At 38.5% G+C, this 23,634-nt stretch carries 21 protein-coding genes; 17 read left to right on the plus strand and 4 right to left on the minus strand.

From position 1 onward, the window contains the following. Nucleotide 1 precedes the first annotated feature (1 nt). Nucleotides 2–655: a hypothetical protein gene (locus CWS20_RS27700; RefSeq protein ID WP_142385363.1), complete on the minus strand. Its 654-nt coding sequence runs from the start codon at nucleotides 653–655 to the stop codon at nucleotides 2–4. Between the two features lie 77 nt (nucleotides 656–732). Here CWS20_RS27700 and CWS20_RS04840 point away from each other — a divergent pair, with 77 nt between their 5' ends. The 11 genes from CWS20_RS04840 (at nucleotide 733) to CWS20_RS04890 (ending at nucleotide 13,834) form a co-directional block, all read left to right on the plus strand. Next, on the plus strand, nucleotides 733–987 hold the full coding sequence (locus CWS20_RS04840; RefSeq protein ID WP_066199505.1) for a hypothetical protein: 255 nt from the start codon (nucleotides 733–735) through the stop codon (nucleotides 985–987). A gap of 184 nt (nucleotides 988–1,171) precedes the next feature. Further along, complete coding sequence (locus CWS20_RS04845) at nucleotides 1,172–2,971, plus strand: S9 family peptidase (RefSeq protein WP_066199503.1); 1,800 nt, start codon at nucleotides 1,172–1,174, stop codon at nucleotides 2,969–2,971. Nucleotides 2,972–3,040: 69 nt separating this feature from the next. Next, nucleotides 3,041–4,717 (plus strand): sigma-54 interaction domain-containing protein, encoded by a 1,677-nt coding sequence (locus CWS20_RS04850; RefSeq protein ID WP_066199499.1) that lies wholly within the window; start codon nucleotides 3,041–3,043, stop codon nucleotides 4,715–4,717. Nucleotides 4,718–4,889: 172 nt separating this feature from the next. Further along, complete coding sequence (locus CWS20_RS04855; protein WP_066199496.1) at nucleotides 4,890–6,035, plus strand: acyl-CoA dehydrogenase family protein; 1,146 nt, start codon at nucleotides 4,890–4,892, stop codon at nucleotides 6,033–6,035. 24 nt (nucleotides 6,036–6,059) lie between these two features. Continuing rightward, nucleotides 6,060–7,310 carry an MFS transporter gene (locus tag CWS20_RS04860; protein WP_066199494.1) on the plus strand — a complete coding sequence of 417 codons (1,251 nt, stop codon included), beginning with the start codon at nucleotides 6,060–6,062 and terminating at the stop codon, nucleotides 7,308–7,310. A 21-nt stretch (nucleotides 7,311–7,331) separates the two neighbouring features. Next, nucleotides 7,332–8,969 (plus strand): long-chain-fatty-acid--CoA ligase, encoded by a 1,638-nt coding sequence (locus CWS20_RS04865; RefSeq protein WP_101226241.1) that lies wholly within the window; start codon nucleotides 7,332–7,334, stop codon nucleotides 8,967–8,969. Further along, a complete protein-coding gene (locus CWS20_RS04870; RefSeq protein ID WP_066199491.1) occupies nucleotides 8,956–9,858 on the plus strand; it encodes a 3-hydroxyacyl-CoA dehydrogenase family protein in 903 nt (300 codons plus the stop codon). The genes CWS20_RS04865 and CWS20_RS04870 overlap by 14 nt, the downstream gene beginning before the upstream one ends. Nucleotides 9,859–9,872: 14 nt before the next feature. Then, a complete protein-coding gene (locus CWS20_RS04875; protein WP_066199487.1) occupies nucleotides 9,873–10,688 on the plus strand; it encodes a 3-hydroxyacyl-CoA dehydrogenase family protein in 816 nt (271 codons plus the stop codon). After that, the gene (locus tag CWS20_RS04880) at nucleotides 10,685–11,833 is read left to right on the plus strand and encodes an acyl-CoA dehydrogenase family protein (protein WP_066199484.1); all 1,149 of its coding nucleotides are present in this window, start codon (nucleotides 10,685–10,687) and stop codon (nucleotides 11,831–11,833) included. Before CWS20_RS04875 ends, CWS20_RS04880 begins: the two co-directional genes overlap by 4 nt. 11 nt (nucleotides 11,834–11,844) lie before the next feature. Then, complete coding sequence (locus tag CWS20_RS04885; protein WP_066199481.1) at nucleotides 11,845–13,065, plus strand: thiolase family protein; 1,221 nt, start codon at nucleotides 11,845–11,847, stop codon at nucleotides 13,063–13,065. Continuing rightward, nucleotides 13,058–13,834 (plus strand): enoyl-CoA hydratase/isomerase family protein, encoded by a 777-nt coding sequence (locus tag CWS20_RS04890; protein WP_101226242.1) that lies wholly within the window; start codon nucleotides 13,058–13,060, stop codon nucleotides 13,832–13,834. The genes CWS20_RS04885 and CWS20_RS04890 overlap by 8 nt, the downstream gene beginning before the upstream one ends. Before the next feature lie 66 nt (nucleotides 13,835–13,900). On the opposite strand, the gene guaC is transcribed toward CWS20_RS04890, so the two are convergent. Then, nucleotides 13,901–14,884, minus strand: coding sequence for a GMP reductase (gene guaC, locus CWS20_RS04895; RefSeq protein ID WP_066199475.1), 984 nt, complete (start codon nucleotides 14,882–14,884; stop codon nucleotides 13,901–13,903). Between the two features lie 307 nt (nucleotides 14,885–15,191). Here guaC and CWS20_RS04900 point away from each other — a divergent pair, with 307 nt between their 5' ends. The 4 genes from CWS20_RS04900 to CWS20_RS04915 all read left to right on the plus strand — a co-directional run bounded on the left by CWS20_RS04900 (nucleotide 15,192) and on the right by CWS20_RS04915 (nucleotide 18,963). Further along, entirely contained in the window at nucleotides 15,192–17,171 is a 1,980-nt protein-coding gene (locus CWS20_RS04900) for an acetoacetate--CoA ligase (RefSeq protein WP_066199473.1), read from the plus strand. A gap of 235 nt (nucleotides 17,172–17,406) precedes the next feature. Beyond that, nucleotides 17,407–17,865, plus strand: a complete 459-nt coding sequence (locus CWS20_RS04905; protein WP_066199471.1) for a hypothetical protein — start codon at nucleotides 17,407–17,409, stop codon at nucleotides 17,863–17,865. 182 nt (nucleotides 17,866–18,047) lie between these two features. Then, complete coding sequence (locus CWS20_RS04910; protein WP_066199468.1) at nucleotides 18,048–18,449, plus strand: hypothetical protein; 402 nt, start codon at nucleotides 18,048–18,050, stop codon at nucleotides 18,447–18,449. A gap of 112 nt (nucleotides 18,450–18,561) precedes the next feature. Continuing rightward, the gene (locus tag CWS20_RS04915) at nucleotides 18,562–18,963 is read left to right on the plus strand and encodes an acyl-CoA thioesterase (protein WP_066199465.1); all 402 of its coding nucleotides are present in this window, start codon (nucleotides 18,562–18,564) and stop codon (nucleotides 18,961–18,963) included. 40 nt (nucleotides 18,964–19,003) lie between these two features. On the opposite strand, the gene CWS20_RS04920 is transcribed toward CWS20_RS04915, so the two are convergent. Then, nucleotides 19,004–19,225 (minus strand): hypothetical protein, encoded by a 222-nt coding sequence (locus tag CWS20_RS04920; protein WP_066199461.1) that lies wholly within the window; start codon nucleotides 19,223–19,225, stop codon nucleotides 19,004–19,006. A 636-nt stretch (nucleotides 19,226–19,861) separates the two neighbouring features. Further along, complete coding sequence (locus tag CWS20_RS04935) at nucleotides 19,862–20,359, minus strand: DinB family protein (RefSeq protein WP_066199454.1); 498 nt, start codon at nucleotides 20,357–20,359, stop codon at nucleotides 19,862–19,864. A 440-nt stretch (nucleotides 20,360–20,799) separates the two neighbouring features. Here CWS20_RS04935 and pfkB point away from each other — a divergent pair, with 440 nt between their 5' ends. Both pfkB and CWS20_RS04945 read left to right on the plus strand, forming a co-directional pair. Beyond that, the gene (gene pfkB / locus CWS20_RS04940; RefSeq protein ID WP_066199451.1) at nucleotides 20,800–21,717 is read left to right on the plus strand and encodes a 1-phosphofructokinase; all 918 of its coding nucleotides are present in this window, start codon (nucleotides 20,800–20,802) and stop codon (nucleotides 21,715–21,717) included. Further along, entirely contained in the window at nucleotides 21,714–23,546 is a 1,833-nt protein-coding gene (locus CWS20_RS04945) for a PTS fructose transporter subunit IIABC (RefSeq protein WP_066199448.1), read from the plus strand. The genes pfkB and CWS20_RS04945 overlap by 4 nt, the downstream gene beginning before the upstream one ends. The last annotated feature ends 88 nt before the right edge of the window (nucleotides 23,547–23,634 follow it).

The following is a 23,634-nucleotide window of genomic DNA, read 5'->3' on the forward strand; positions in this document are numbered from 1 at the left end:
CTCATTGAAAAATAACAATAACCGATGCAAAACCGAGTGGAGCGACGTAAAAGAAGCAGCAACTGACGCGAAAAGCAGCAGCGGCGCAAAAGCAGCAGTAACTGACGCAAAAAGAAGTGAAGCGACGCAAAAGCAGCAGTAACTGACGCAAAAAGAAGAAGCGGCGCAAAAGCAGCAGCAACTGACGCAAAAATAGCAGTAACTGACGCAAAACCGAATGAAGCGGTGCAAAAGAAGTAACAACTGACGCAAAAAGAAGTGGTGCGACGCAAAGCAGCAGCAACTGACGCAAAAAGAAGTGGAGCGCCGCAAAAGCAGCAGCAACTGACGCAAAAAGAAGAAGCGCCGCAAAAGAAGCAGTAACTGACGCAAAAAGAAGTGGAGCGGCGCAAAAGCAGCAGCAACTGACGCAAAACAGAATGGAGCGGCGCAAAAGCAGCAGTAACTGACGCAAAAAGAAGTGGAGCGGCGCAAAAGCAGCAGTAACTGACGCAAAAAGAAGAAGCGGCGCAAAAGCAGCAGCAACTGACGCAAAAAGAAGTGGAGCGACGTAAAAGCAGCAGCAACTGACGCAAAAAGAGGCAGCGGCGCAAAAGCAGCAGCAACTGACGCAAAAAGAAGTGAAGCGCCGCAAAAGCAGCAGCAACTGACGCAAATTTGACTCTTTTAATATAGACTCGTCATCCTTTACTGTTTTTGCTATAGTAATAGACAGACTTAGGGGGATGCAAAATGAACGAGAATCATCATATGTTAAATATCATCGATTTCACGAGTACCGCACATCATACAATTTTTGTGAAAGTTACTGGCTATGATGCAGTGATAGCAAGAGAATTTACAGGAGAAGTCAAATTTGTTGGCGGGAGGCCATATGGCGATATCATTCATCCTCAGCGGACACACTTATCATTCGAGTGCAGGCAATTTGTTCAAGAACTGTTATTAAAAAAATATAACGAAGGTGCCTTTCAGTCATTTCTATAAAAATTTGTCTGCACTTTCAGTATTTGCAGAAAAATAAAGAGAAGGCGTTTATAACTTTGACCTAATGGCCAAAGTTATTTTTATTTTACGGCGCAAACGAGAGGTATTCATTGGGAAGAATGAGAATTCATGCTATAATGAATTATAAGAATAATCTTTAAATTATAATAATTGGAGGAGAAGTATGATTAAATTTCCTAAACCTGATGTTAGTCAATTCTTAAAAACATTTGCGATTGGCGATTTTGCTGTGAATCGAGATGAAAGCCAGTTAGTTTTTAGTACAAACTTAAGCGGACAATACAATATATGGGCGATGAACTTTCCAAGTACCTTCCCAGTTCAAATGACTTTTAATAATCAATCTTGTCAAGGACTTCTATATGATAAACAAGGTAGGTTCATCATCTCAGGATTTGATACAGATGGTGATGAAAATACGCAATTCTATGCGCTTCCACTTGAAGGAGGTACATTAAAGCAGCTGGTCAATAACGAAAAGGTCCGCAATTTCTTTCCCGCTTTATCAAAGGACGGAAAAAAGCTATATTACTCATCAGGTAAAGGAAACCCTTCTTATTTAAATGTATATGCGCTTGATTTAGAATCAGGAGAGGAAGAAAAAGTATCCGAAGGAAAAGAAGCAATGACTTTTTTATATTGCTTCAGCCCAGATGAGTCATCTCAGCTGTACTATAAAATGTATGCCAATACATACTCGCTAATGTTCGTTCGCAAGGGCGGTGAAGACATTTATATTACACCTGAGACAGATGAACATCATACTGTTAGTGATGCGTTGTTTGTGACAGAAGATTTGGTATACTTGTTGACTAATTATGATGAAGACTTTACTTACCTAGCTTCATTTGATTTAAAAGCGAAGCAATTTACAAAGATAAAAGCGATGGATAAGGAAAGTTTTGCAATGTTGAAATACGATAAAAAAAATCATCAATTATATTTATCATCTGAAAAGGGTGTAGAAGACTACCTATATAAGTTTGATCTATCCAAAAATGAAATGGTACGGATGCAATCACCGTGTTCCATCATTGAGAAGATGATAATAGCAGATTCAGGAAATTTATATTTATTAGGCAGAAGCGCTATAAAGCCGCATAATATATATAAATTTTCAGCAGACAAATGGGAATCATTAACGCAATATTCAGTACCGGGTGTTGCAGATGAGGATTTGGTCGCTCCTGAAGTTGTGACATATACATCTTTTGATGGTTTGGAGATTGAATCTTTATTTTTTAAAGCTAAACAGGAGAATGACAATGGGGAAATCATCTTCTGGCCTCACGGAGGGCCTCAGGCTGCTGAACGGAAATTTTTTAGAGCGTCTTTTCAATTTTTGCTGAACCATGGATACAGCATCTTTGCTCCTAACTTTAGAGGATCAACAGGCTATGGACACAAATTCACTAAAATGGTAGAGGGGGATTGGGGATACGGTCCAAGATTGGATAATGTGGCAGCACTTGATTGGCTAATCGAACAAGGTTATACAGAAAAAGGCAATATCCTTTTGATGGGCGGCAGCTATGGTGGGTATATGGCTTTGCTGCTACATGGCCGTCATGCCGATTATTTCAAGGCGGTCGTTGATATTTTTGGTCCGTCAGACTTGTTCACCTTCATTGAATCTGTCCCTGAAGATTGGAAGCCGATTATGGATCTATGGGTGGGCAACCCGGAAAAAGACAAGGAGAAATTAATTGAATTCTCACCGATTACCTACTTAGATGGAATGACAAAGCCGATGCTTGTTATACAAGGTGCAAATGACCCAAGGGTAGTAAAAGAAGAATCAGATCAAATTGTGAAAGCGTTGAAGGAAAAGGGTCGTGTGGTAGAATATATGCTTCTCGAGGATGAAGGGCACGGCTTTTCTAAAAAGGAAAATGAAATTGCTGTGTATCAGAAAATCCTGTCTTTCCTCAGTGAATACACATCCAATAAAGTAAATGTTTAGCATATGTAAAAGCCCCTGCCTTTAGAGGAGGGGTTTTTACATACATCACAAGGAAAGGAAGGTGTCCTCGTGCCCATCCAGCTGCAAGAAACCTATGCAATATTGAAGACTGATAAATGTGGAAGAGTTGTAGAAGTGAATGAAAAGCTGCAGCAATCAATCACATTTTCAATTAAAAATCAAAATGTGCGAGATGCGTTTCAACGTTGGGTAACTTATGAGGAGATAAAAGTTGTCATTGCCGAAACAGCTGATGGCTTATCCTTGCTGTTTTTAAAAGGGGAATATGCAGAAGGAGTGCAAAGCTATTATGGAATCATCTCCTCCGAAATGAAAGAATTAATGGTAAAGCTAGACGAATTAATAAAAGCAAATAGAAGATTAAAAGCAGTGATTGAAAACTCATATGATGGAATTTATTTAACAGATAACGAAGGCAATACATTATTAACTAATTCAGCAATGGAGAGAATTACAGGAATACCTAAAGAATACTATATGGGTAAAAAAGTAGAATCGTTAGTGAAGCGAGGTATTTTAGAAACATCATTGACACAAAGAGTGATAGAAACAAAGGAGAGCATTTCACGCGTGCAATTTAACCGGGCTGGCAATGAATCCTTGCTGCTAACGGGTAGTCCTGTATTTAATGAGGATGGCGATGTTGAAAGCGTTGTCACCAATATAAGAGACTTATCACAGCTGATTGAATTGCAGAATGCATTAAAAGAAGCGAATAGTTTAAATGATACTTATCGTCAGGAAATAGAGCGTTTAAAGAAAAACGATGTAAACTCTTCAAACAGCCTCGTTTTAAGAAGCGAGAAAATGAGAGACATTTATGATACTGTGGATCGGCTTGTAAATGTTGATGCAACAGTATTAATTTTAGGTGATACAGGCGTTGGCAAGGATGTGATGGCGATATACATATATGAACAAAGTGAACGTAAAAGCAAAGGGAAATTTATTAAATTAAATTGTGGCGCTATTCCTGCCGAGTTAATAGAATCGGAGCTATTTGGTTATGAAAAAGGAGCTTTTACAGGAGCGAATCAGCAAGGCAAGCCTGGTATGTTCGAGCTGGCAGATCAAGGGGTTCTATTTTTAGATGAAATAGGCGAGCTACCTATAACGGCTCAAGTCAAACTTCTTCGTGTCATCCAGGAAAAAGAGGTACAGCGAATCGGCTCAGTTTCTCCAAAAAAAATAAATGTCAGGCTTATTGCTGCAACAAACCGTGATTTGAAAAGTATGGTGGATGATGGAACCTTCCGTGAAGACTTATATTATCGGTTAAATGTCATTCAGCTTCAAATTCCTCGGCTTTCAGACAGACGCGAGGATATTTATCCATTAATGGAATCCATTTTGAAGAGAATGAATAATAAATATCAAATGAATAAACAATTTAGTGATGAATTAAAAGGCTTTTTATATCAATATAACTGGCCGGGAAATATTAGGGAGCTTTCAAATCTTGTTGAGCGTCTTGTGATTGTTTCAAAAAATTATACGATAACAATAAATGATTTACCCCAGGAGTACCATTCGGCTCAGCAAAATATGGAGCTGCCTCAAGCGTCACTCACATTAAAAGAAGCGATTGAAATGGCAGAAAAACAAGTCATTATGCAGGCATTAAATAAATGCTCAACAACTTATGAATTAGCTGAAATACTGCAAACTAGTCAGCCGACTATATCAAGAAAGTTAAAAAAATATGGAATAAAGTTGATTCATTAATGAATCCTAGATTCAATATTGAATCATAAGATACAGAATATTTAGCAAATAATGATTCAAATATAAATAATTTTTATAAGTAAGCGGATTCATATGTTGATATAATAAGGTTTTTATTGTTGGCACACTCCTTGCATTGTATAGAGAGAAACATAACAAAGGGGAGATGTGCATGTATACTGTTAAAGATTCTGAAATTGAACAAATGGCCCAGATGGTCCATAACTTTGTGGAAAATGAAGTGGAACCATATGCTCAGCAAATTGAAGATGAAGACAAAATCCCGCAGCATTTAATTGATCAAGTAAAGGAACTTGGTCTTTTCGGGATGAGCATTCCTGAGGAGTACGGTGGAATAGGTCTTGGCATGGTAGGAAAAGCAGCTGTCCTAGAGCAGCTGGGAAGGACGCATAATGGCTTTGTAAGCTTAATAAGCGCACATACAGGGATTGGCAGCACTGGCCTCGTCAGGCTGGCTTCTCCATACTTAAAAGAGAAATATTTGCCAGATTTAGCTGCAGGCAAAAGAATAGCGGCTTTTGCTTTATCTGAGCCGGGAGCTGGTTCTGATGCTACAAATCTTGCCACACGCGCTGAAAAAAAGGGAGATAAATGGATATTAAATGGTACGAAGCATTTTATTACGAATGCCCCTGTAGCAGATGTTTTCACTGTGTTTGCTACTACTGATAGAGAAAAAGGTGCAAAAGGAATCACTGCATTTTTAATTGAACGCGGGTTTCCAGGATTTACAGTTGGTAAGAAAGATAAAAAGATGGGTCTGCGCGGATCCTATACTGCACAGCTCATTTTTGATAACTGTGAGGTGCCTGAAGAAAATGTAATTGGCGAAGTAGGGATGGGTTATGTCGCTGCATTAAAAATTTTAAGTGAGGGTAGAATTGGACTAGCAGCTAGAGCAGTAGGGTCATGCGATAAATTAATCGAGCTCTCAGCAAGGTATGCCCAGGAGCGCATTCAATTTGGAAAACCGATTGCAGCAAATCAAGCAATTCAATGGATGATTGCAGATATGGCGACTGAAACGGAAGCTGCGCGGACACTTACACTAAAAGCCGCCCATTTAGTTGATGAAGGGAAGAAAGTTGTTAAGGAATCATCAATGGCAAAACTATATGCATCAGAGGTATTTAATCGCGTAGCCGATAAAGCTGTGCAAATTCACGGTGGAATGGGCTATGTGTCAGATTATCCTGTTGAAAGGTTTTATCGCGATGCGCGTATTACAAAAATATATGAAGGTACAAACGAGATTCAGCGGCTGATTATCTCCAGAAACGTTCTGAGTGAATTTTAAACGAGAGAAAGCGGGGATAAACATATGCGTTGGACAGTTTTAATACTTTTATTTTTAGGAATGATTGTAAACTTTGCAGATAAATCGATCATAGGCCTGGCAGCAAAACCGATTATGGAAGACCTTGGGCTCGGTCCGGCGCAATGGGGCATCGTAGGGAGCGCATATTATTGGCTGTACCCGATTACTGGAGTAATCGGTGCTGCTTATGCAGACAGGCTCGGAGCAAAGAAGATGCTGAGTTTCTTAATGCTCACATGGGCGGTGCTGCAATTTGGCGTTATCGCCATTACTGCGCTGCCTCTATTAATTGTATACCGCATTTTGCTAGGTGCGTTTGAAGGTCCGTTTAGTCCTGTCGCTTATGCTCATGCTGACAGATGGTTTCCGCCAAAACTAAAAGGTTTTGCCAACTCTGTTCTTGTATCTGGTGCGACTGTTGGTTCAATGGTTGTTGCACCGCTTCTTGTAGCGATGATTGCAGGTTTAGGCTGGAAAATCGCATTTGCAGCTCTTGGTGTAGTCAGTATTGTCTGGTTCTTCCTTTTCATGTTGTTAACAAAGGAATCTCCAGTCGAAGCATATGAGAAAGCTAAAAAGAAAAAGAAACTTGAGAAATTCAGCCTGAAGGACTTAAAATATATTGCTTCGTCAAAAACGGCTTTGTTTACGACGCTAGCCTATTTTTCAACCTATTTTATTGTCGTGTGGATTGCTACATGGATGCCGTTATATCTTATTGATATTGTAGGCATGACAGCAGGACAAATGGGCTTTGCAGTAGCAGCGATAGGCATAATATCAGTTGTCCTTTATATGGGCGTGTCGGTTATATCTGATTATGCTTTCAAAAAAACGAAGAATTGGAAGCTCTCCCGGATTTATATTACGGGCGCTTCAATGTTAATTGGTGCCATATGCATGCTGTCAGTCATCGTCTATCAAAACCCGATTTGGGTTGTCATAGCAATGTGTTTATCGAAAGGGCTTACATACGCAATTTTGCCGATAGGACCAACAATTATGATAAATGAAATGCCGGAGCGCGGAGGGTTAATGACAAGTATTTTAACCTCTTCAGGAAATCTGGCAGGCATTGTTGCTCCACTCGCTACTGGCTTTGTTGTCAGCCTTGCAAGTACACAAATATTAGGCTACAGCCTGTCTATCGGGGCAATGGCTTCATTAGTGCTCATATTCTCAATACTGTTTATGCTATTTGCCCGTCCAAATTCAACGGAACAAAAAGAAAAAATGGAGGAAGAGGCAAGTTAAAAAGAAGGGAGTGAGAATATTTTGAGTGCAATTTCAAACACAAAGGTGTGGGGAAAATACTACGAAGATATTATTGACCGCTTTAATATACCTGAGATTGGATTATACAATATGCTGCAAAAATCTGCTGAGCGCTTTGGCCATCTGACGGCAACTATTTTCCAAGCAAAAACATTAACTTATAAAGAGTTAAAAACTCGTGTTGATTTACTTGCAGCTGAATGGCATAGACAAGGGTTTAAAAAAGGTGATCGAATGGGCTTAATGCTGATGAATCATCCGGATTATATTGCTGCATATTATGCTGCACATGCGCTTGGCATCATTGTCGTACAGATGAATCCTGCCTATACACCAAGAGAGGTGCTACAAATTTTGCATGATAGCAAAATCTCCTATGTCACAGTGGATAATCAATCGTTAGCAACAATAAAAAGTATAAAAGAAATGTACCAATTTGAGCATATTACATTATCGACAGCAGTTGAAGATTATATTGACGATGAACGATTAACCAGGATGAATGATGTATTTACACGTGAAGTCCATCCAATCAAGCCAATAGCAGTCGATCCTAAAGAAGATGTAGCAGTGATTCAATACACTGGTGGAACTTCAGGCAAAGTGAAAGGCGCGATGCTCACCCATTATAATTTGGTAGCAAATGTGTATCAAAGCTATGTGCTATATCGTCAAAGAGTAGAATATGGAACAGAAACGGTACTTGCTGCTACGCCATTCTATCATGTATATGCGATGACGAGCGCAATGAATTTAGGTATCTATCTTGGAGCAAAAATTCTAATTATTGAAAAATTTAAAGCGGATGAAGTACTAAAGCAAGTAAAAAGATATAAACCAACAATGTTTCCAGGTGTACCGAAAATGTATATTTCATTTGTGAACCATCCAGATGCAGCCTCATCTGGCCTGAATTCTTTAAAAGTGTGCTCGAGTGGATCTGCACCATTACCAATTGAAATTATTAGGAAGTTTTACGAGCTTACGGGGTCGAAGATATTAGAAGGATTTGGCATGTCAGAAACTTCGCCAACTACACACAGGACACCAATTAATGGAAAGCATAAGCATGGCAGCATAGGCATCCCTGTACCTGCAACCGATTGTCGTATCGTTGATAAAAATCATGAAGTACTAGCAGCTAATCAAGTTGGCGAACTGCTAATCAAAGGACCGCAAGTAATGAAAGGATATTGGAATAATCCTGTAGAGACTGACGCGAATTTAAAAGACGGCTGGTTATTTACGGGCGACTTAGCAACGATGGATGAGGAAGGCTATTTCTATATTGTAGGCAGGAAAAAAGAAATGATTATTTTCGGTGGCTTTAACGTGTATCCACAGGAAGTTGAAGGTGTCCTTTATGAACATCCATCTGTTCAGGAAGCAGCTGTTGTCGGGCTGCCAGACCCTGATTCAGGTGAGGTTGCGAAGGCATTTATTGTAGCAAAAGAGGGGTTAGATATTAATTTGGAAGAGATTAAAGCTTATTGTTATACGAAGCTAACTCCATATAAAGTACCGAGACTCTTCGAAAAGATTGATCAATTGCCTCGTAATGGTGTAGGAAAACTGTTAAAAAGAGTGCTCGTAAAAGAAGAATTGGATAAAAGGGGTGTTTCATATGACGGAAATTAACATAAAAAAAGTGGGTGTAGCAGGTGCAGGAGCAATGGGCGCACAAATTGCCGCTGTTTCCGCGCTGCATGGCTATGAAGTGATTCTTCAAGATATTTCAAGTGAGAGCTTAAAAAAAGCAGAAGAAGTGTTAAGAACACAATTAGAGAAACGTGTGATAAAAGGAAAGCTTACAAGAGAAGATGTGGATTGCGCATTTTCTAATCTCATTTTTACAACGAATCTTGAAGCCTTTAAAGAAGTTGATATTGTGATAGAAGCTATAATAGAAGATTTGGAAGTGAAGAAATCGCTATTCGCGCAATTGGATCATCTTCTGCCTGAACATTGCATTCTCGCAACAAACAGTTCAACCATCGTTAGCTCGAAACTTGCTGAAGCTGTCGTCCGCAAAGACAAGGTGTGCAATATTCACTTCTTCAATCCTGTACTAGTCATGGATTTGGTTGAAGTAGTAAAAGGGCCGCATACTGCTGATGAAACAGCTGATACAAGTATGAAATTCATAGAAACGATTGGTAAAACTCCTGTTCTTCTGAAAAAAGAAATCTCCGGTTTTGTCGCCAATCGCATCCTTGCTAAATTAATGAATGAAGCTGTCTATCTTTATGAAAACGGATATGCAAGCTTTGAGGAAATTGATGTGGTAGTTGAAAAAGCGCTCGGTCATCCTATCGGCCCGTTTGCGCTGATGGATTTAACAGGGCTGGATGTAAATTATGCTGTGAGAAAACAGCGCTATTCTGAATCAGGTGATGAAGCTGACAAACCGGCAAAATCTGTAAAAGAAAAGGTTGAAAAGGGAGAGCTTGGGCGTAAAACAGGTAAAGGCTGGTATACCTATGACGCACAAGGTAAACGCGTCGTTTCCGAAACAATAAAGCAATAAAAGAGGTGGATATTATGAGGAAAATAACGGTGATTGGCGCAGGAACGATGGGCAGAGGGATTGCCCTCGTCTGTGCTCAAGCTGGATTTCATGTGATTGTTCAGGATATTCACCAGGAATCCTTACAAAAATGCAAACAATATATTGATAGATTTTTAGAAACAGGCAGCATCGAATATACAGCTAACCTTGAAGATGCTGTTGGTTCTGCAGATTTAGTAATTGAAGCCATTCTTGAGGTAATGGATTTAAAGAAGGAAATCTTCAAAAAGATTGATCAAATTGCGCCTCGCGAGGCAATTTTAGCCACAAATACTTCAACAATGAGTCCGACTGAGATTGCCTCTGTGACTTCAAGGCCGGATAAGTGCATCGCTCTTCATTTCTTTAATCCCGTTCATAAGATGAAGCTGATTGAAGTGATTTGCGGTTTAGAAACAAGTGAAGAAACGATCGAGTCTGCGTTTGCTTTCGGTGAAAAAATAGGCAAGGAATGTGTGAAAATTAATGAATTTCCCGGGTTTGCAACTAGCAGAATGAACTGTTTAATCGGTAATGAAGCAATGTTCATGGTAATGGAAGGCGTAGGTTCGGTTGAAGATATTGACCGCGCGATGAAGCTCGGCTTAAATCATCCAATGGGACCGCTAGAACTTGCGGATTTAGTCGGACTGGATTCACGCTTAAGAAATATGGAATATTTGCACAAAACTTTAGGAGAGAAATTCAGACCATGTCCGATTTTACAAAAATACGTAAGCGCCGGCTGGACAGGAAAGAAATCTGGCAGAGGATTTTATCAATATGATGAGAGGGGAAATAAAATATGAGCTATATGATTAGCGAAGATATTGAAATGCTAAAGCAGAATGTCCGTGAATTTGTTCAAACAGAAGTTGAAGCAGTGGCGATGGAAATAGAAAAAGAGAATAGAATCCCCCACCGCATTGTCAGTATGGCAAAAGAAATGGGATTGTTCGGCTTAAGCATTCCTGAAGAATACGGCGGCCTCGGAATTGGCATGGTAGGAAAATGTGCGCTTTATGAAGAAATCGGCGCTACACATAATGGATTCACAACGTTAATTGGCGCACATACAGGCATAGGATCAGTCGGCATTGTTGAAATGGGGAATGACGCGCAGAAAAGAAAATATTTGCCCGATATGGCAGCTGGGGAGAAAATCGGCGCTTTCGCCTTAACCGAACCGCAGGCAGGATCAAATGCAACTAATTTAAAGACTACAGCAGTCCGAAAGGGAGATAAATACATATTAAACGGATTGAAGCATTATATTACAAATGCGCCTGAAGCAGATGTATTTACGGTAATGGCAGTGACAGATCCATCCAAGGGAGCAAAGGGGATTACTTCTTTTATTGTTGAAAAGGATTTTCCAGGCTTTCAAGTTGGTGCAGTGGAGAATAAGATGGGGCTCCGAGGTTCGCATTCTGCTGAAGTAATCATGGAGGATTGTGAGGTGCCAGTTGAGAACGTTCTTGGAGAAGAAGGCAGAGGGTATGTAAATGCATTAACGATATTAGCAAATGGGCGTGCAGGACTAGCGGCAAGAAACCTCGGTTCAGCTCAAAAACTGCTCGATTTATCCATGCAATATGCAAAAGAGAGAATCCAGTTTAATGTCCCGATTATTGAACATCAGGCAGTAGCACATATGCTTGCTGAAATGGCGGTTGATATTGAGGCATTGCGTTCGTTCACTTACCGCGTGGCAAATATGGTTGATGAAGGGAAAAAGGTCATTAAAGAAGCGGCAATGATTAAACTGTACGGCTCTGAAGTGTATAACCGCGTAGCAGATAAGGCTGTGCAAATTCATGGCGGCATTGGGTATATTGCAGATTATCCAATTGAACGATTTTATAGAGATGCAAGAATTGCACGCATTTATGAAGGAACATCCGAAATTCAAAAAAATATTATTGTCGGCCAGTTAAATAAGGAATATAGCTAAGGGGGATAAATGTGGACAATAAAAGCAGAATCGTCATTGTAGAAGGTGTAAGAACAGCTATTGGGCGCTACGGAGGGGTTCTTAAAGAGACGGGCTCCGGTTATTTAGCTTCACATGTGATTTCCGAAGTATTAAATCGTGCCGGTGTAAACGCGGATGCAGTCGAAGAAGTCATTCTCGGTGAAGTGCGGCAAACTTCACAATCATCTAATGTGGCAAGAGTTGCTTCATTGAGAGCAGGCATTCCAGATTCTACACCGGCTTTCACAGTTAACCGTTTATGTGCCTCAGGTATGCAGGCGATTGCTTCCGGTATTCAGCAAATACAATCAAATCAAGCAAAGGTCGTCATTGCCGGCGGTACAGAAAGTATGAGCAATGCGCCAATATTTATTAGAGGCTCCCGTTTTGGCGGCGACAAAACGCATTTAGTTGATTCGAATAGTGAAAATGGTCAACAGCCGCAAGAAATATACGGTGAAAAGCTTGGAATGGGCATGACGGCAGAAAATGTGGCAGAAAAATTTAATGTATCAAGGGAAGATCAAGATTTATTTGCATATGAAAGCCAGCAAAAAGCAGATAAAGCGATCAAATCAGGTGCTTTTAAGGAAGAGATTGCACCATTCACAGTGAAATCGAAAAAAGCGGAACTAGTTGTAAATACAGATGAACACCCTAGACCTGAAACAACGATTGAGAAGCTGTCAACATTGAAACCAGCATTCAAAAAAGACGGAAGTGTTACAGCAGGAAATGCTTGTGGCAGAAATGACGGGGCAGCTGCCGTACTCCTTATGAGTGAAGACGAAGCAAGCGCGCGCGGATTAAAGCCCCATGCTGCAATTATTGACTGGTCCTCAGTCGGTGTGTCGCCAGAAATTATGGGTATCGGCCCCGTTCCGGCAATAAAGAAGCTTCTTGAAAGAACAGGGCTGTCGCTTGATGAAATAGATTTATTTGAGATTAATGAAGCTTTTGCTTCGCAGGCTTTAGCTGTTCAGAGGGAGCTTGGTCTCAACCCAAATAAATTAAATATTAATGGCGGAGCGATTGCTCTCGGTCATCCGCTAGGTGCGACAGGTGCCAGAATCGTTGTAACACTAATGCATGCTCTATCAAACAAAGGCGGAAAATATGGGGTTGCTTCTCTATGTGTCGGCGGCGGCCAAGGGATGGCTATATTGATCGAAAATCTCCGCCAAGATGAAGGAGTGGATAAAAATGTATGAATCTATTTTAGTAAAAAAAGAAGGCAGGCTCGCCTATATCACAATAAATCTTCCAGAAGTAAGAAATCGTTTAAGTAAGGAAACCGTTTCTGAAATGCTTCATACGCTGGAAATCTTGAAAGCGGATGATGAAGTTGGCGTTATTGTATTTACAGGACAGGGAGAAAAGGCTTTTGCTGCAGGTGCAGATATTACCCAACTGGTGAAGAAAAATCCGCTCGATGTATTATCATCTGGAGGCATGCAGGAAGCCTATGATTATATTGAATCTTATGAAAAGCCGACAATCGCAATGATAAACGGACTTGCACTGGGAGGGGGCTGTGAGCTTGCACTGGCATCAGACATTCGCGTAATGGCTGACCATGCAAAAATTGGCCTTCCAGAGCTCAACCTGGCAATCATTCCTGGGGCTGGCGGAACACAGCGATTAACAAGAATAGTCGGCAGGGGAAAAGCACTAGAAATGATATTATTAGGCAAGTTTCTTTCTGCGCAAGAGGCGCAGCAATCTGGTTTAGTCTCTGAAGTTGTTCCGCTATTTGAGCTGAAAGCAAAGGTAGAGGAGTTGGCAGACCAAATTTTAGCTAAAGGTCCGCTAGCAGTTAAGCTTGCAAAAATTGCTGTCACTTTGGGGGCAGACACAGATGTGAAAACTGGGCAAATGATTGAACGACTTGCTCAAGCCGTTCTGTTTGCAACAAATGATAAACAAGAAGGAACATCAGCATTTATTGAGAAAAGAAAACCTGAATTTACCGCTAAATAAATATCGTAATAGACAAAAAAAAGTATTAAAAAGGATGCCCGCAAAAGCAGGCATCCTTCCTGTTCCTTAATATACTTTATCACCATTAAAAATTGAATTTTTCACAACAACATAATCAACATTGCGAATGGATTCTAATTTATTTCCGCCTGCATAAGAAATTGAAGATTGTAAATCCTGCTCCATTTCTCTCAATGTATCAACTAGAGAGCCTTTATGCTCAACATACATTTTCTTACCTTCAACATTTTTCTTTTCACCTTTTTGGAACTCTGAAGCAGAACCAAAATACTCTTTAAATAGTTTTCCGTCTTTTTCAAATGTTTCACCTGGTGATTCTTCGTGACCAGCGAATAATGAACCAATCATCACCATTGTAGCGCCGAAGCGAATAGATTTAGCGATATCGCCATGCGTACGAATGCCGCCGTCAGCAATAATCGGTTTGCTTGCTGCTTTAGCACACCAACGAAGCGCAGCTAATTGCCAACCGCCTGTGCCAAATCCAGTTTTAATTTTTGTAATACATACTTTACCTGGTCCAATTCCTACTTTTGTCGCATCGGCGCCTGCATTTTCCAGTTCGCGCACTGCTTCAGGTGTTCCTACATTACCGGCAATCACGAAGCTTTCTGGAAGATGAGCTTTAATATGCTGAATCATTTTTATTACTGCATTTGAATGTCCGTGTGCAATATCAATTGTAATATATTCTGGAATAATATTTTCTTTTGCTAAATTTTCGATAAAACCATATTCCTCTTCTTTTACACCAACGCTGATAGAAGCAATTAGCTCACGTGAATGCATATCTCGAATAAAGTTTTTCCGTTCTTCTGGCTGGAATCGATGCATCACATAGAAATAACCATTTTCGGCAAGGTAGATAGCAATCTTTTCATCAATGATTGTTTGCATGTTTGCTGGTACAACTGGAAGTTTAAATGTATATTTCCCTAAAGTGACTGATGTATCACACTCTGATCTGCTATTAACAATGCATTTTGCTGGAATTAATTGAATATCTTCATAATCAAATACGTTATCCATGGATGACACCCCTAAATACGAATATTATTGGACTACTATTAAATAATCGTTCGTCCATAAGGTAATTTACATCATTTTTAATCGATTGTCAAAGATTTTTTTAGCGGAAAAAGCGTTTTAACGGTCTGAAGGTCTATATAGCAGTAATAGAGATGATTTAAAAAATGTTTATTTTTTATATTAACTGAATAATCATTCAAGTATTTGACAGTCTGATATTATCATAATACTATAATAATAAATATCAAAATATTTAATATTTTTAGACTTGTTTCGTTGTTTTTCTGATAGTTAGGGGGGAATAAAAATGAAAACGGTTACTAAAGGAACACTCTTATGGGAGCCTTCTGAGGAAAAGATTAAGACAGCAGGCGTAACAAAGTTTATGAATTGGTTAAAGGAAAATGAAGAGATAGAACTTACTAATCAGCAAGAAGTATGGAAGTGGTCAGTAGAACAGTTAGAGAATTTTTGGAGCTGCATATGGGAATATTGTGAAATTGATTCTAAAACACCCTATAAACAAGTATTAGATTCAAGAAAGATGCCTGGAGCTAAATGGTTTGAAGGGGCAACGCTCAATTATGCTGAACATGTGTTTAAAAATTATAAGAAGAATAAATGTGCATTGATTTTTCAATCTGAAATTTTGCCAAGAACAGAAATTAGCTGGGATGAATTACAGGAAAAAACAGGTTCAGTTGCCCAGTATTTAAGAGAAATAGGGGTTAAGCCGGGTGACCGTGTCGTTGGATATATGCCAAATATTCCTGAAACGATTGTTGCTTTTTTAGCATGTGCAAGCCTTGGGGCCATTTGGTCAAGCTGTTCACCTGACTTTGGAACTGGAAGTGTGATAGAAAGATTTCAACAAATTGAACCGACTGTTTTATTTGCTGTTGATGGTTATTCATATAATGGCAAATTGCATAGCCGTTTATCTAGTGTAGAGAAGCTTCAAAGTGAACTTCCTACTTTAAAACAAACAATTTTGCTGCCGTATATTCACGCGAACGATGAGAAACTAAGCAAAGATACGGTTCTATGGGATGATGTAACAAAGAATAAACATGAACTACTATATGAAGCATTACCTTTTGATCATCCGCTTTGGATATTGTTCTCATCAGGTACTACAGGATTGCCGAAGCCGATTGTCCAAAGTCAAGGCGGCATTCTTTTAGAACATTTAAAAACTTTAATTGTTGAGCAGGGTGTGAACGATGAAGATGTATTCTTCTGGTTTACAACCACTGGGTGGATGATGTGGAATTTACTGGTGGGCGGATTGCTAGCCGGCGGTACGATCGTTCTTTATGATGGCAGCCCTTCATATCCAAATATGGATGTGCTTTGGAACTTAGCAGAAGAGACTGAAGTAACATTCTTTGGTACAAGTGCTGCATTTATTAGTACCAACCTAAAGTTTGGTGTAAATCCAAATGAAAGGTATTCATTTAAAAAGCTGAAGGCTATCTGTTCTACAGGATCACCATTATCAATAAATGGTTTTAACTGGGTGTATGAAAATGTAAAAAAAGATGTTTGGCTAGTCTCAGTTAGTGGCGGAACGGATGTATGCACAGCATTTGTTGGCGGATCGCCAATTTTGCCAGTTTATTCAGGTGAAATTCAAACGAGAGCATTAGGAGCAAATGTTCAAGCTTTTAATGAGGTCGGCCAACCTTTAATTAATGAAGTTGGTGAATTAGTCATAGTTGATCCAATGCCTTCCATGCCGATATATTTTTGGAAGGATAAGAATAATGAGCGCTATCATGATAGCTATTTCGATATTTACCCCGGGGTATGGCGCCACGGTGACTGGATTCAAATTGATGAGAAAGGAAGCTCCGTCATTTATGGACGTTCAGACTCAACAATTAACAGACAAGGTGTACGGATAGGCACGAGTGAAATTTATCGGGCAGCTGAAGGCTTGGAAGAAATCATAGAGAGCATGGTTATTGATTTGGAACTGCTTGGCAGAGAATCCTTTATGCCTATATTTGTTGTACTAAAGCCTGGCATAGCGTTAAGTGATGAATTAAAAGCAAAAATTAAAGCGGAAATTAAACAAAAGGTATCGCCGCGATTTGTACCTGATGAAGTTTTTGAGGTTCCGGAAATTCCTAAAACATTAACAGGCAAAAAGCTGGAAGTTCCTGTTAGAAGAATATTGCTTGGCCAACCGCTTGAAAAAATAGTAAATCGAGGATCAATGGCTAATCCAGATACTTTACAATATTATATTGATTTAGCAAAGAAATTGGATAAAAAGAAATAGATTTTTATCGCCGCGAGCGGAAGCGCATCAAATGTATTCCATCACTGCTGTTTTAAATAAAAGGAAATCATTTTCTAACGTATAAAATAAGGAACAACATTAAACTTATGAGCTTAAATTCTTTAGAAGCCGATAAAAATGTCGAAATCGGCCTCACGAACGTTGGGCTCATCCTAATGGTGGGTCTGCAGATTGATTTGCGGAGTTTGGTCGCTGAAACTTTGGGGGATATCTGATGGTTAGCAAGGAAATTAAAAGTATGAGAACAAAACAATTATTAATGTTGAATGCATTCATGATTCCTTGCCTATTTTTCGTGCTATTATTTCATGCATTCTCACTAAAAAGCTATCTACCTTTAATATTGATTGGTAGCTTCTCTTTATTGCATGGGGTTTATGGCTTGACTAAGAATGAATTAACAAAATCACTCATCCCAATCTTTGAACAAGTAAATAGTTATGAAAAAGCCAAACTTGGAGTTAAGTGGGAAAAGCAGAAGAGAAGAGGACAATGGTGGTCAATAATCATCGGCTCATTTTTAATTTTTATGTCAGTTATTAGTCTTTCAGGCAACGATATAAGCGACTATTTGGATATGAAAAGCTTAATCATCATCTTTCTCACTGTGTGGACGGTAATGAATTTTACTCATTGGTCTCAAATTCGGGAGATAGACCAGCAGAATATGTAAAGAGAGGTGAAAAAATTATTCATATAAAAAGTATGAGGAAGAGACAATTTGCCGCAATCAATCTTATGATTATCCCAGTCGTTACGCTTAGTGTTGTTGCCGTATATATATTTAATATTACTAGCTTTTATTTTTATCTTACACTTGCAATCTTCTGTTTGTTTCAAGGGGGATATGGCGTAATGAAAAGAGAATCGACAAGTTCAATGATCTCTATTTATGAAGAAGTGAATAAGTATGAAAAAAGCTTGATGGGAGAAGAATGGGTCAAGCAAAAAAAGGTTATAAATTACTGGTTGATTTTATTTAGCATGGTACTGTTTGGAAAATCTTTTGTTTTTTATGGTTCAGCTGCTTTAGTACTGGACGTAGATCCATCAATTATTATCGCAATAATAGTAATGATTATTTTAATGATTAACATAGGACAATTATTCCACATTTATTATATAAACAGGCTAATAAAGAATGGCAAAGTTAAGGGCTTCTGGTGGAAGCAGTTAGTTATTGCCAGTGTTATCGGATTGTTAGTTGCTTTTGTGATGATGTTCGTTATGATTTTATATATTACGAGCGGCATTTGAATGGCTATTAGCATTCTGCTTGGTGGGGTAGTCAAAATATATTTATAATGAATAAAAAAGGTTCATATTTACAGGGACTGTAGGAACAACATCTTTTGAAAGGGTGGATAGCATGAAAGAAATCCTGACCGAAATTGTTGTGCAGCCAGAGGATATTGATGAATTGGGACATATGAATTATTTAAGATACTTAACATATTTTGAGAAAGGTGAGCTAGATTGGTTCGCACGCATCGGCGTTAGCGAAGAATATTTTATAACGAGAGATATAGGTGCAGTTTTGAGGAAGTTTGATGTAGATTATTTGAAGGAAGCAAGGTTAGGTGACTCGCTAAAGGTGAGGACCGAACTTATTCATGTAGGAAGCACGAGCTTTACGTTTCAACAAGATATGTTTAACAGTGAAAATGAACAGTTAACAGAATGTAAGAAAACATATGTGATGTTTCATCTAGTTACTAGAAAAGCGTTACCTGTCATTAAAATCATATCTGCACAAATGACTTCAAAATGAACCATAAAAAAATGCTGGGACTTTGTTCCCGGCATTTTAATTATTCTAAAGAGTCTTTACGTTTTTCGAGTTCTAGTTCTAAGTCGCATAAAAAGGTAACTCCAAATGAGACGAGCATAATAATCCAAAGCTCTGATCCAGAAATATTATGAGCTAAATAACTTTTTTTCAGCAGGACACTAATACCAATAGCGGCAACAAAGATAATCATCGATCCCATAAAATATAAAAATACCTTCTCTGATATACTTTGTTTTTCCATTCAAATGATCCCCTTACATTCGTTTTCTCATCCCGGTAATATATCGCATTTTATAATTTATAATACCATGATTATGATTAAAGGGAACTATTTTTTCGAAAAATTTAAAAAGTTTAATTATGGACAATTTCCAATTTAAATGGATAAAAAACATATTTTTATGAGGTTTTTTACGATGGAAGAATAAAGGTTCTAATCTCTTTTATTTTTCCACTTTTACCAGCTTTATTAAATTTTATTAAATGGCAAAAGTGATACAGCGTGCCATTTAATAAAAAATTCCCTTCAGCGGCTGCGCTTTTCCCATGTGTAATGATTTCATTTAAATGCATCGCTTGGATAGATTCTTTGTAATTGTTTAAGAAATGATGAATCTCTTGCTCGCTGTTCATTTTTTTTTTGAATGAATAATGACCCAAGTGGGTTCATTTATTAGGCTATGAAAAATTTCCTTAAAATCCTTATTGAAAAAATGAATATGCATTTGCTTGATGAGCTCTTTAAGTGGCGAGTTTTTACAGTCTTCAGGATATGTGAGTCCTGTTGGTGAATTTTTATTGCTGTTCATTGTCGAGGTAAGCTCCTTGTTCTAAATTTGTAAAATGTTCTAACGGAAAGGAATGAATGATCATTCATCTATTTCTCCATCTGTTGACTTAAGAACGCTTCAACCTGTTTTTTATGGTGGACATCATGCCAAACAAAACCGCATAAATAATTGAATAAAGAGTGGGGACTGCCTGAGTATTCATCGATTTCTTTCCCATCATAAATGAATTCAGCAAAGAATTCTTCTTCGGTTTTTTTCTTAAGAGAGGAAAGAAGCTTGGACCTTGTCTCAATTTGCAGCTGAATTAATTCTTTTGATGTGAATCCGGATAATGCATACTCTGCCGCTCTTTGATTCATTGGTTCAAATTCGATGCCTGTTATCACTGCATCTTTTTTCATGATTGGCAGCATTTCTTCAATAATATAACGATCCCAGAAGCTTATATGGCAGATAATTTCCGCAACTGACCATTTACCGGAAGCAATTGGGATGAAATATAGCTTTTCATCGAAATTTTCTAAAGAAGAAACCCAAAGGTTAAAGCTTTCTAAATCATCTATAAGATTCTCAATTGTATACATTCTCATCCTCCATATCATTTTTTAACCAATATTTCTACTTTATTAATTAAAATTCCTTTTTTATGAATGAGTAGAATAAACAGGATTTAGAAGAGGGAGAGTTGAATGTAGAAACTGAACCTTATAAGATAAACAGATGAAATGTAGTCATAGAGAGGGTAACAATAAAGGTCAACAGCATGGCAAAAAAATATCCGCTTCTTTTATAAGCGGAAAAAAAGAGACTATGGATTAAGAAGTTTTCAATCGGATATACAATATATAGTGGTTAAATAGATTATTGACATCTATATATTGTTATATTGATTCTAGCATATTTTTTATTTAAGAGCAAATAGCTATTTTATTTGTCATATCAAATTATAGAAACCAAAATACAGTTGATTTTATACGTTAGTTTTGTAAGATTGTACTATATATATTGAAAAGGCTGTGAAGAATTGATTTATACATTAACCTGTAATCCTTCTATTGACTATTTTTTAAATGTGCATGATCTGAATAAAGGCGAGCTGAATCGTGCGGAAACTGTTACGCTGCAGCCTGGTGGAAAAGGGGTAAATATCTCTCGAGTGATGAAAAGGTTTGGTCAAGATAGTGTGGCACTAGGATTTACAGGTGGTTTTACTGGAGAATGGATAACTGCATTCTTAAATAAGGAAGACATTAAAACAGATTTTGTCCAAATAGATTATGATTCTCGCATCAATGTGAAGCTGGTTGGCAAGGAAGAAACAGAAATAAATGCAGCGGGGCCACGTATTTCAAATAATAATATTAGTAAGCTAATTCAAACAATGGAACGGTTTATTGAAGGCGATTTGCTTGTAGTTGCTGGCAGTATTCATAAAGGAATGCAGCTTTCGCGTATATTTCAAATATGTAAAGAGAAGAGAATTAAATTAGTTGTTGATGCTGAGGCGGAACTTTTAAAGCAGGCCTTATTTTTTCAGCCTTATTTAATAAAGCCGAATCAACAGGAATTAGAGGATTTTTTTGAATGTTCATTTTCAAATATGAATGATGCTATTCCCTATTGCAGGAAGCTGGTCAATATGGGCGCCAAAAACGTAATTTTTTCGATGGGAAGCAGCGGCGCGCTATATGCAAACAAAAACGCTTTGTATAAAGCCTATGTACCTAAAGGGGAAGTCGTTCATACGATTGGTGCAGGAGATTCTATGGTTGCAGCATTTTTAACGAAAATACAACTTGGCTATTCACGATTGGCAGCATTTCGTTTTAGCGTGGCAGCGGGAAGTGCGGCGGCTTATTCTGAAGAGCTTTGCAATAAGCAGTCGGCATTTGATTTAATAGGCCAAGTGACTGTAACTAAAGTGGAGGAGGACGTGAATTGAGAATCACTGATTTAATAACAGAAGAAACCATCCTTCTCTCAATGAAAAACCTAACTAAATTAGAAGTGATCACAACATTAGTTGAAAAATTAAATCTTGCAGATGTGCTACACAATAAAGACCAATTTTTAACTGATGTAATTAAACGTGAAGAACAGAGTACAACAGGTATTGGAAAGGGCGTAGCTATTCCTCATGCAAAATCAGCAGCAGTAAAGCAAGTGAGCATTGCATGTGCCAAAAGTGATGAAGGTGTGGATTTTGCCTCATTAGATGGCGAAGCGACTCATCTAATTTTTTTAATTGCCGTTCCGGAAAAAGCAGCGGAAATTCACTTGAATATTATCGCTAAACTATCGACAATATTAATGAATGAAAACGCAAGAATTAAGCTTTTGCATGCGAAAACGGCAAAGGAAATGATAGATATACTAGATTTTTACGATGAAAATGATGTCCAATCACATTTGGCAAGCAACGATCATGAACATCCATTTGTAGTGGCGGTTACAGGCTGTCCAACTGGGATTGCCCATACATATATGGCTGCACATGCTTTGGAATCTGCAGCAGCGGAGGCAGGCATTCCGCTTAAAGTAGAAACAAATGGTGCAGCAGGTGTAAAAAATCAATTAACGAAAGATGAGATTGAACAGGCAATTGCAGTTATTATCACCTCAGATACAAAAGTTGATTTAGCGAGGTTTAGCGGGAAGCATTTAATTATTTCATCCGTTTCTGATGGAGTGAGCAAGCCGAAGCAGCTTATAGAAAAGGCTGTTAAACGTGATGGCCCCATATATGATCATAATAATGAGAAACAAAGTGGTGGTAGAAAAAGAAGAGATTTGTACCAGCATGTGATGAATGGACTTTCAAATATGCTACCTTTAGCCATTGGCGCCGGATTTTTACTCTCATTAGCGATTTATAGCAGTGACATGACTCATAGTTTTTGGGAAATACTTTCATTCTTTGGTGAGCAAACAATAGTCAGCTTGCTGATGCCAATATTCTCTGGATATATCGCCAAAAGCATTGCCGATCGCCCAGGCTTTGCTCCTGGAGCCATTGGCGGATTATTTGCAGCAATAAACGGTGCGGGATTACTCGGCGGTATATGTGCAGGGCTGCTTGCCGGATGGATTGTCAACTGGCTGAAAAAACTCTCTGGAAAACTTCCTACTGTATTGACAGCAATGTCATCTATTATTATTTATCCAGTAGCAGGAATTCTAATTACGATACTGGCAATGTATGTCATACTTATTCCGTTAGTTATCGTTAACGAAAAAATAATTTCTTTTTTCAATGTTCTTAATCCTATGCTAGCACTTGCTTTAGGGGCAATTTTAGGACTTTTGATGGCTATTGATTTAGGTGGGCCAATAAATAAAATCACCTACTTAAGCGGGATTGGGTTTATGTTAAATGGCGTTTATGAACCAATGGCCGCGATTATGGCTGGAGGGATGGTGCCTCCACTATCCATCGCCATCGCATCGACGATTTTTAGAAGCAGATTTTCAAGCTATGAACAGAAAGTATATAGAACAAATTATATTAAAGGACTATTCTTTATGACTGAGGGAGCTATTCCGTTTGTAGCGAAGCACCGCAGAAAATTTTTGCCGCCAATTCTTGTTGGGGCAGGATGTGCAGGTGGAATTTCAATGTTTGCAGGAACAGGTTTGGCGATTCCACATGGAGGCGTGCTCGTAACTCCGTTCATATTTGGTAGTTCAATCGTATTTTTGGCCGCCGTTTTTATTGGGAGCATTGTGTCAGCGATTATGCTCGGATTTTTAAAAAAGATTCAATTCGATTAAAGTAGGATGATGGTCTCAATTTTCTGAAATAGAACAGGTGTTCTGTTAAATTATGTAGAATATGTTATAATAGAAAGGCAATGGGAAG

Origin of the sequence: Cytobacillus horneckiae (assembly GCF_002835735.1) — a bacterium.
In the GTDB taxonomy this organism is placed as follows: domain Bacteria; phylum Bacillota; class Bacilli; order Bacillales; family Cytobacillaceae; genus Cytobacillus; species Cytobacillus horneckiae.

Coding starts and splice junctions, on each gene's coding strand:
- CWS20_RS04905 (WP_066199471.1), top strand. CDS start 17,407: ATGGTTAGCAAGGAAATTAAAAGTATGAGAACAAAACAATTATTAATG.
- CWS20_RS04880 (WP_066199484.1), top strand. CDS start 10,685: ATGAGCTATATGATTAGCGAAGATATTGAAATGCTAAAGCAGAATGTC.
- CWS20_RS04845 (WP_066199503.1), top strand. CDS start 1,172: ATGATTAAATTTCCTAAACCTGATGTTAGTCAATTCTTAAAAACATTT.
- CWS20_RS04860 (WP_066199494.1), top strand. CDS start 6,060: ATGCGTTGGACAGTTTTAATACTTTTATTTTTAGGAATGATTGTAAAC.
- CWS20_RS04890 (WP_101226242.1), top strand. CDS start 13,058: ATGTATGAATCTATTTTAGTAAAAAAAGAAGGCAGGCTCGCCTATATC.
- CWS20_RS04910 (WP_066199468.1), top strand. CDS start 18,048: ATGAAAAGAGAATCGACAAGTTCAATGATCTCTATTTATGAAGAAGTG.
- CWS20_RS04870 (WP_066199491.1), top strand. CDS start 8,956: ATGACGGAAATTAACATAAAAAAAGTGGGTGTAGCAGGTGCAGGAGCA.
- CWS20_RS04915 (WP_066199465.1), top strand. CDS start 18,562: ATGAAAGAAATCCTGACCGAAATTGTTGTGCAGCCAGAGGATATTGAT.
- CWS20_RS04920 (WP_066199461.1), bottom strand. CDS start 19,225: ATGGAAAAACAAAGTATATCAGAGAAGGTATTTTTATATTTTATGGGA.
- CWS20_RS04840 (WP_066199505.1), top strand. CDS start 733: ATGAACGAGAATCATCATATGTTAAATATCATCGATTTCACGAGTACC.
- guaC (WP_066199475.1), bottom strand. CDS start 14,884: ATGGATAACGTATTTGATTATGAAGATATTCAATTAATTCCAGCAAAA.
- CWS20_RS04935 (WP_066199454.1), bottom strand. CDS start 20,359: ATGTATACAATTGAGAATCTTATAGATGATTTAGAAAGCTTTAACCTT.
- CWS20_RS04875 (WP_066199487.1), top strand. CDS start 9,873: ATGAGGAAAATAACGGTGATTGGCGCAGGAACGATGGGCAGAGGGATT.
- CWS20_RS04855 (WP_066199496.1), top strand. CDS start 4,890: ATGTATACTGTTAAAGATTCTGAAATTGAACAAATGGCCCAGATGGTC.
- CWS20_RS04900 (WP_066199473.1), top strand. CDS start 15,192: ATGAAAACGGTTACTAAAGGAACACTCTTATGGGAGCCTTCTGAGGAA.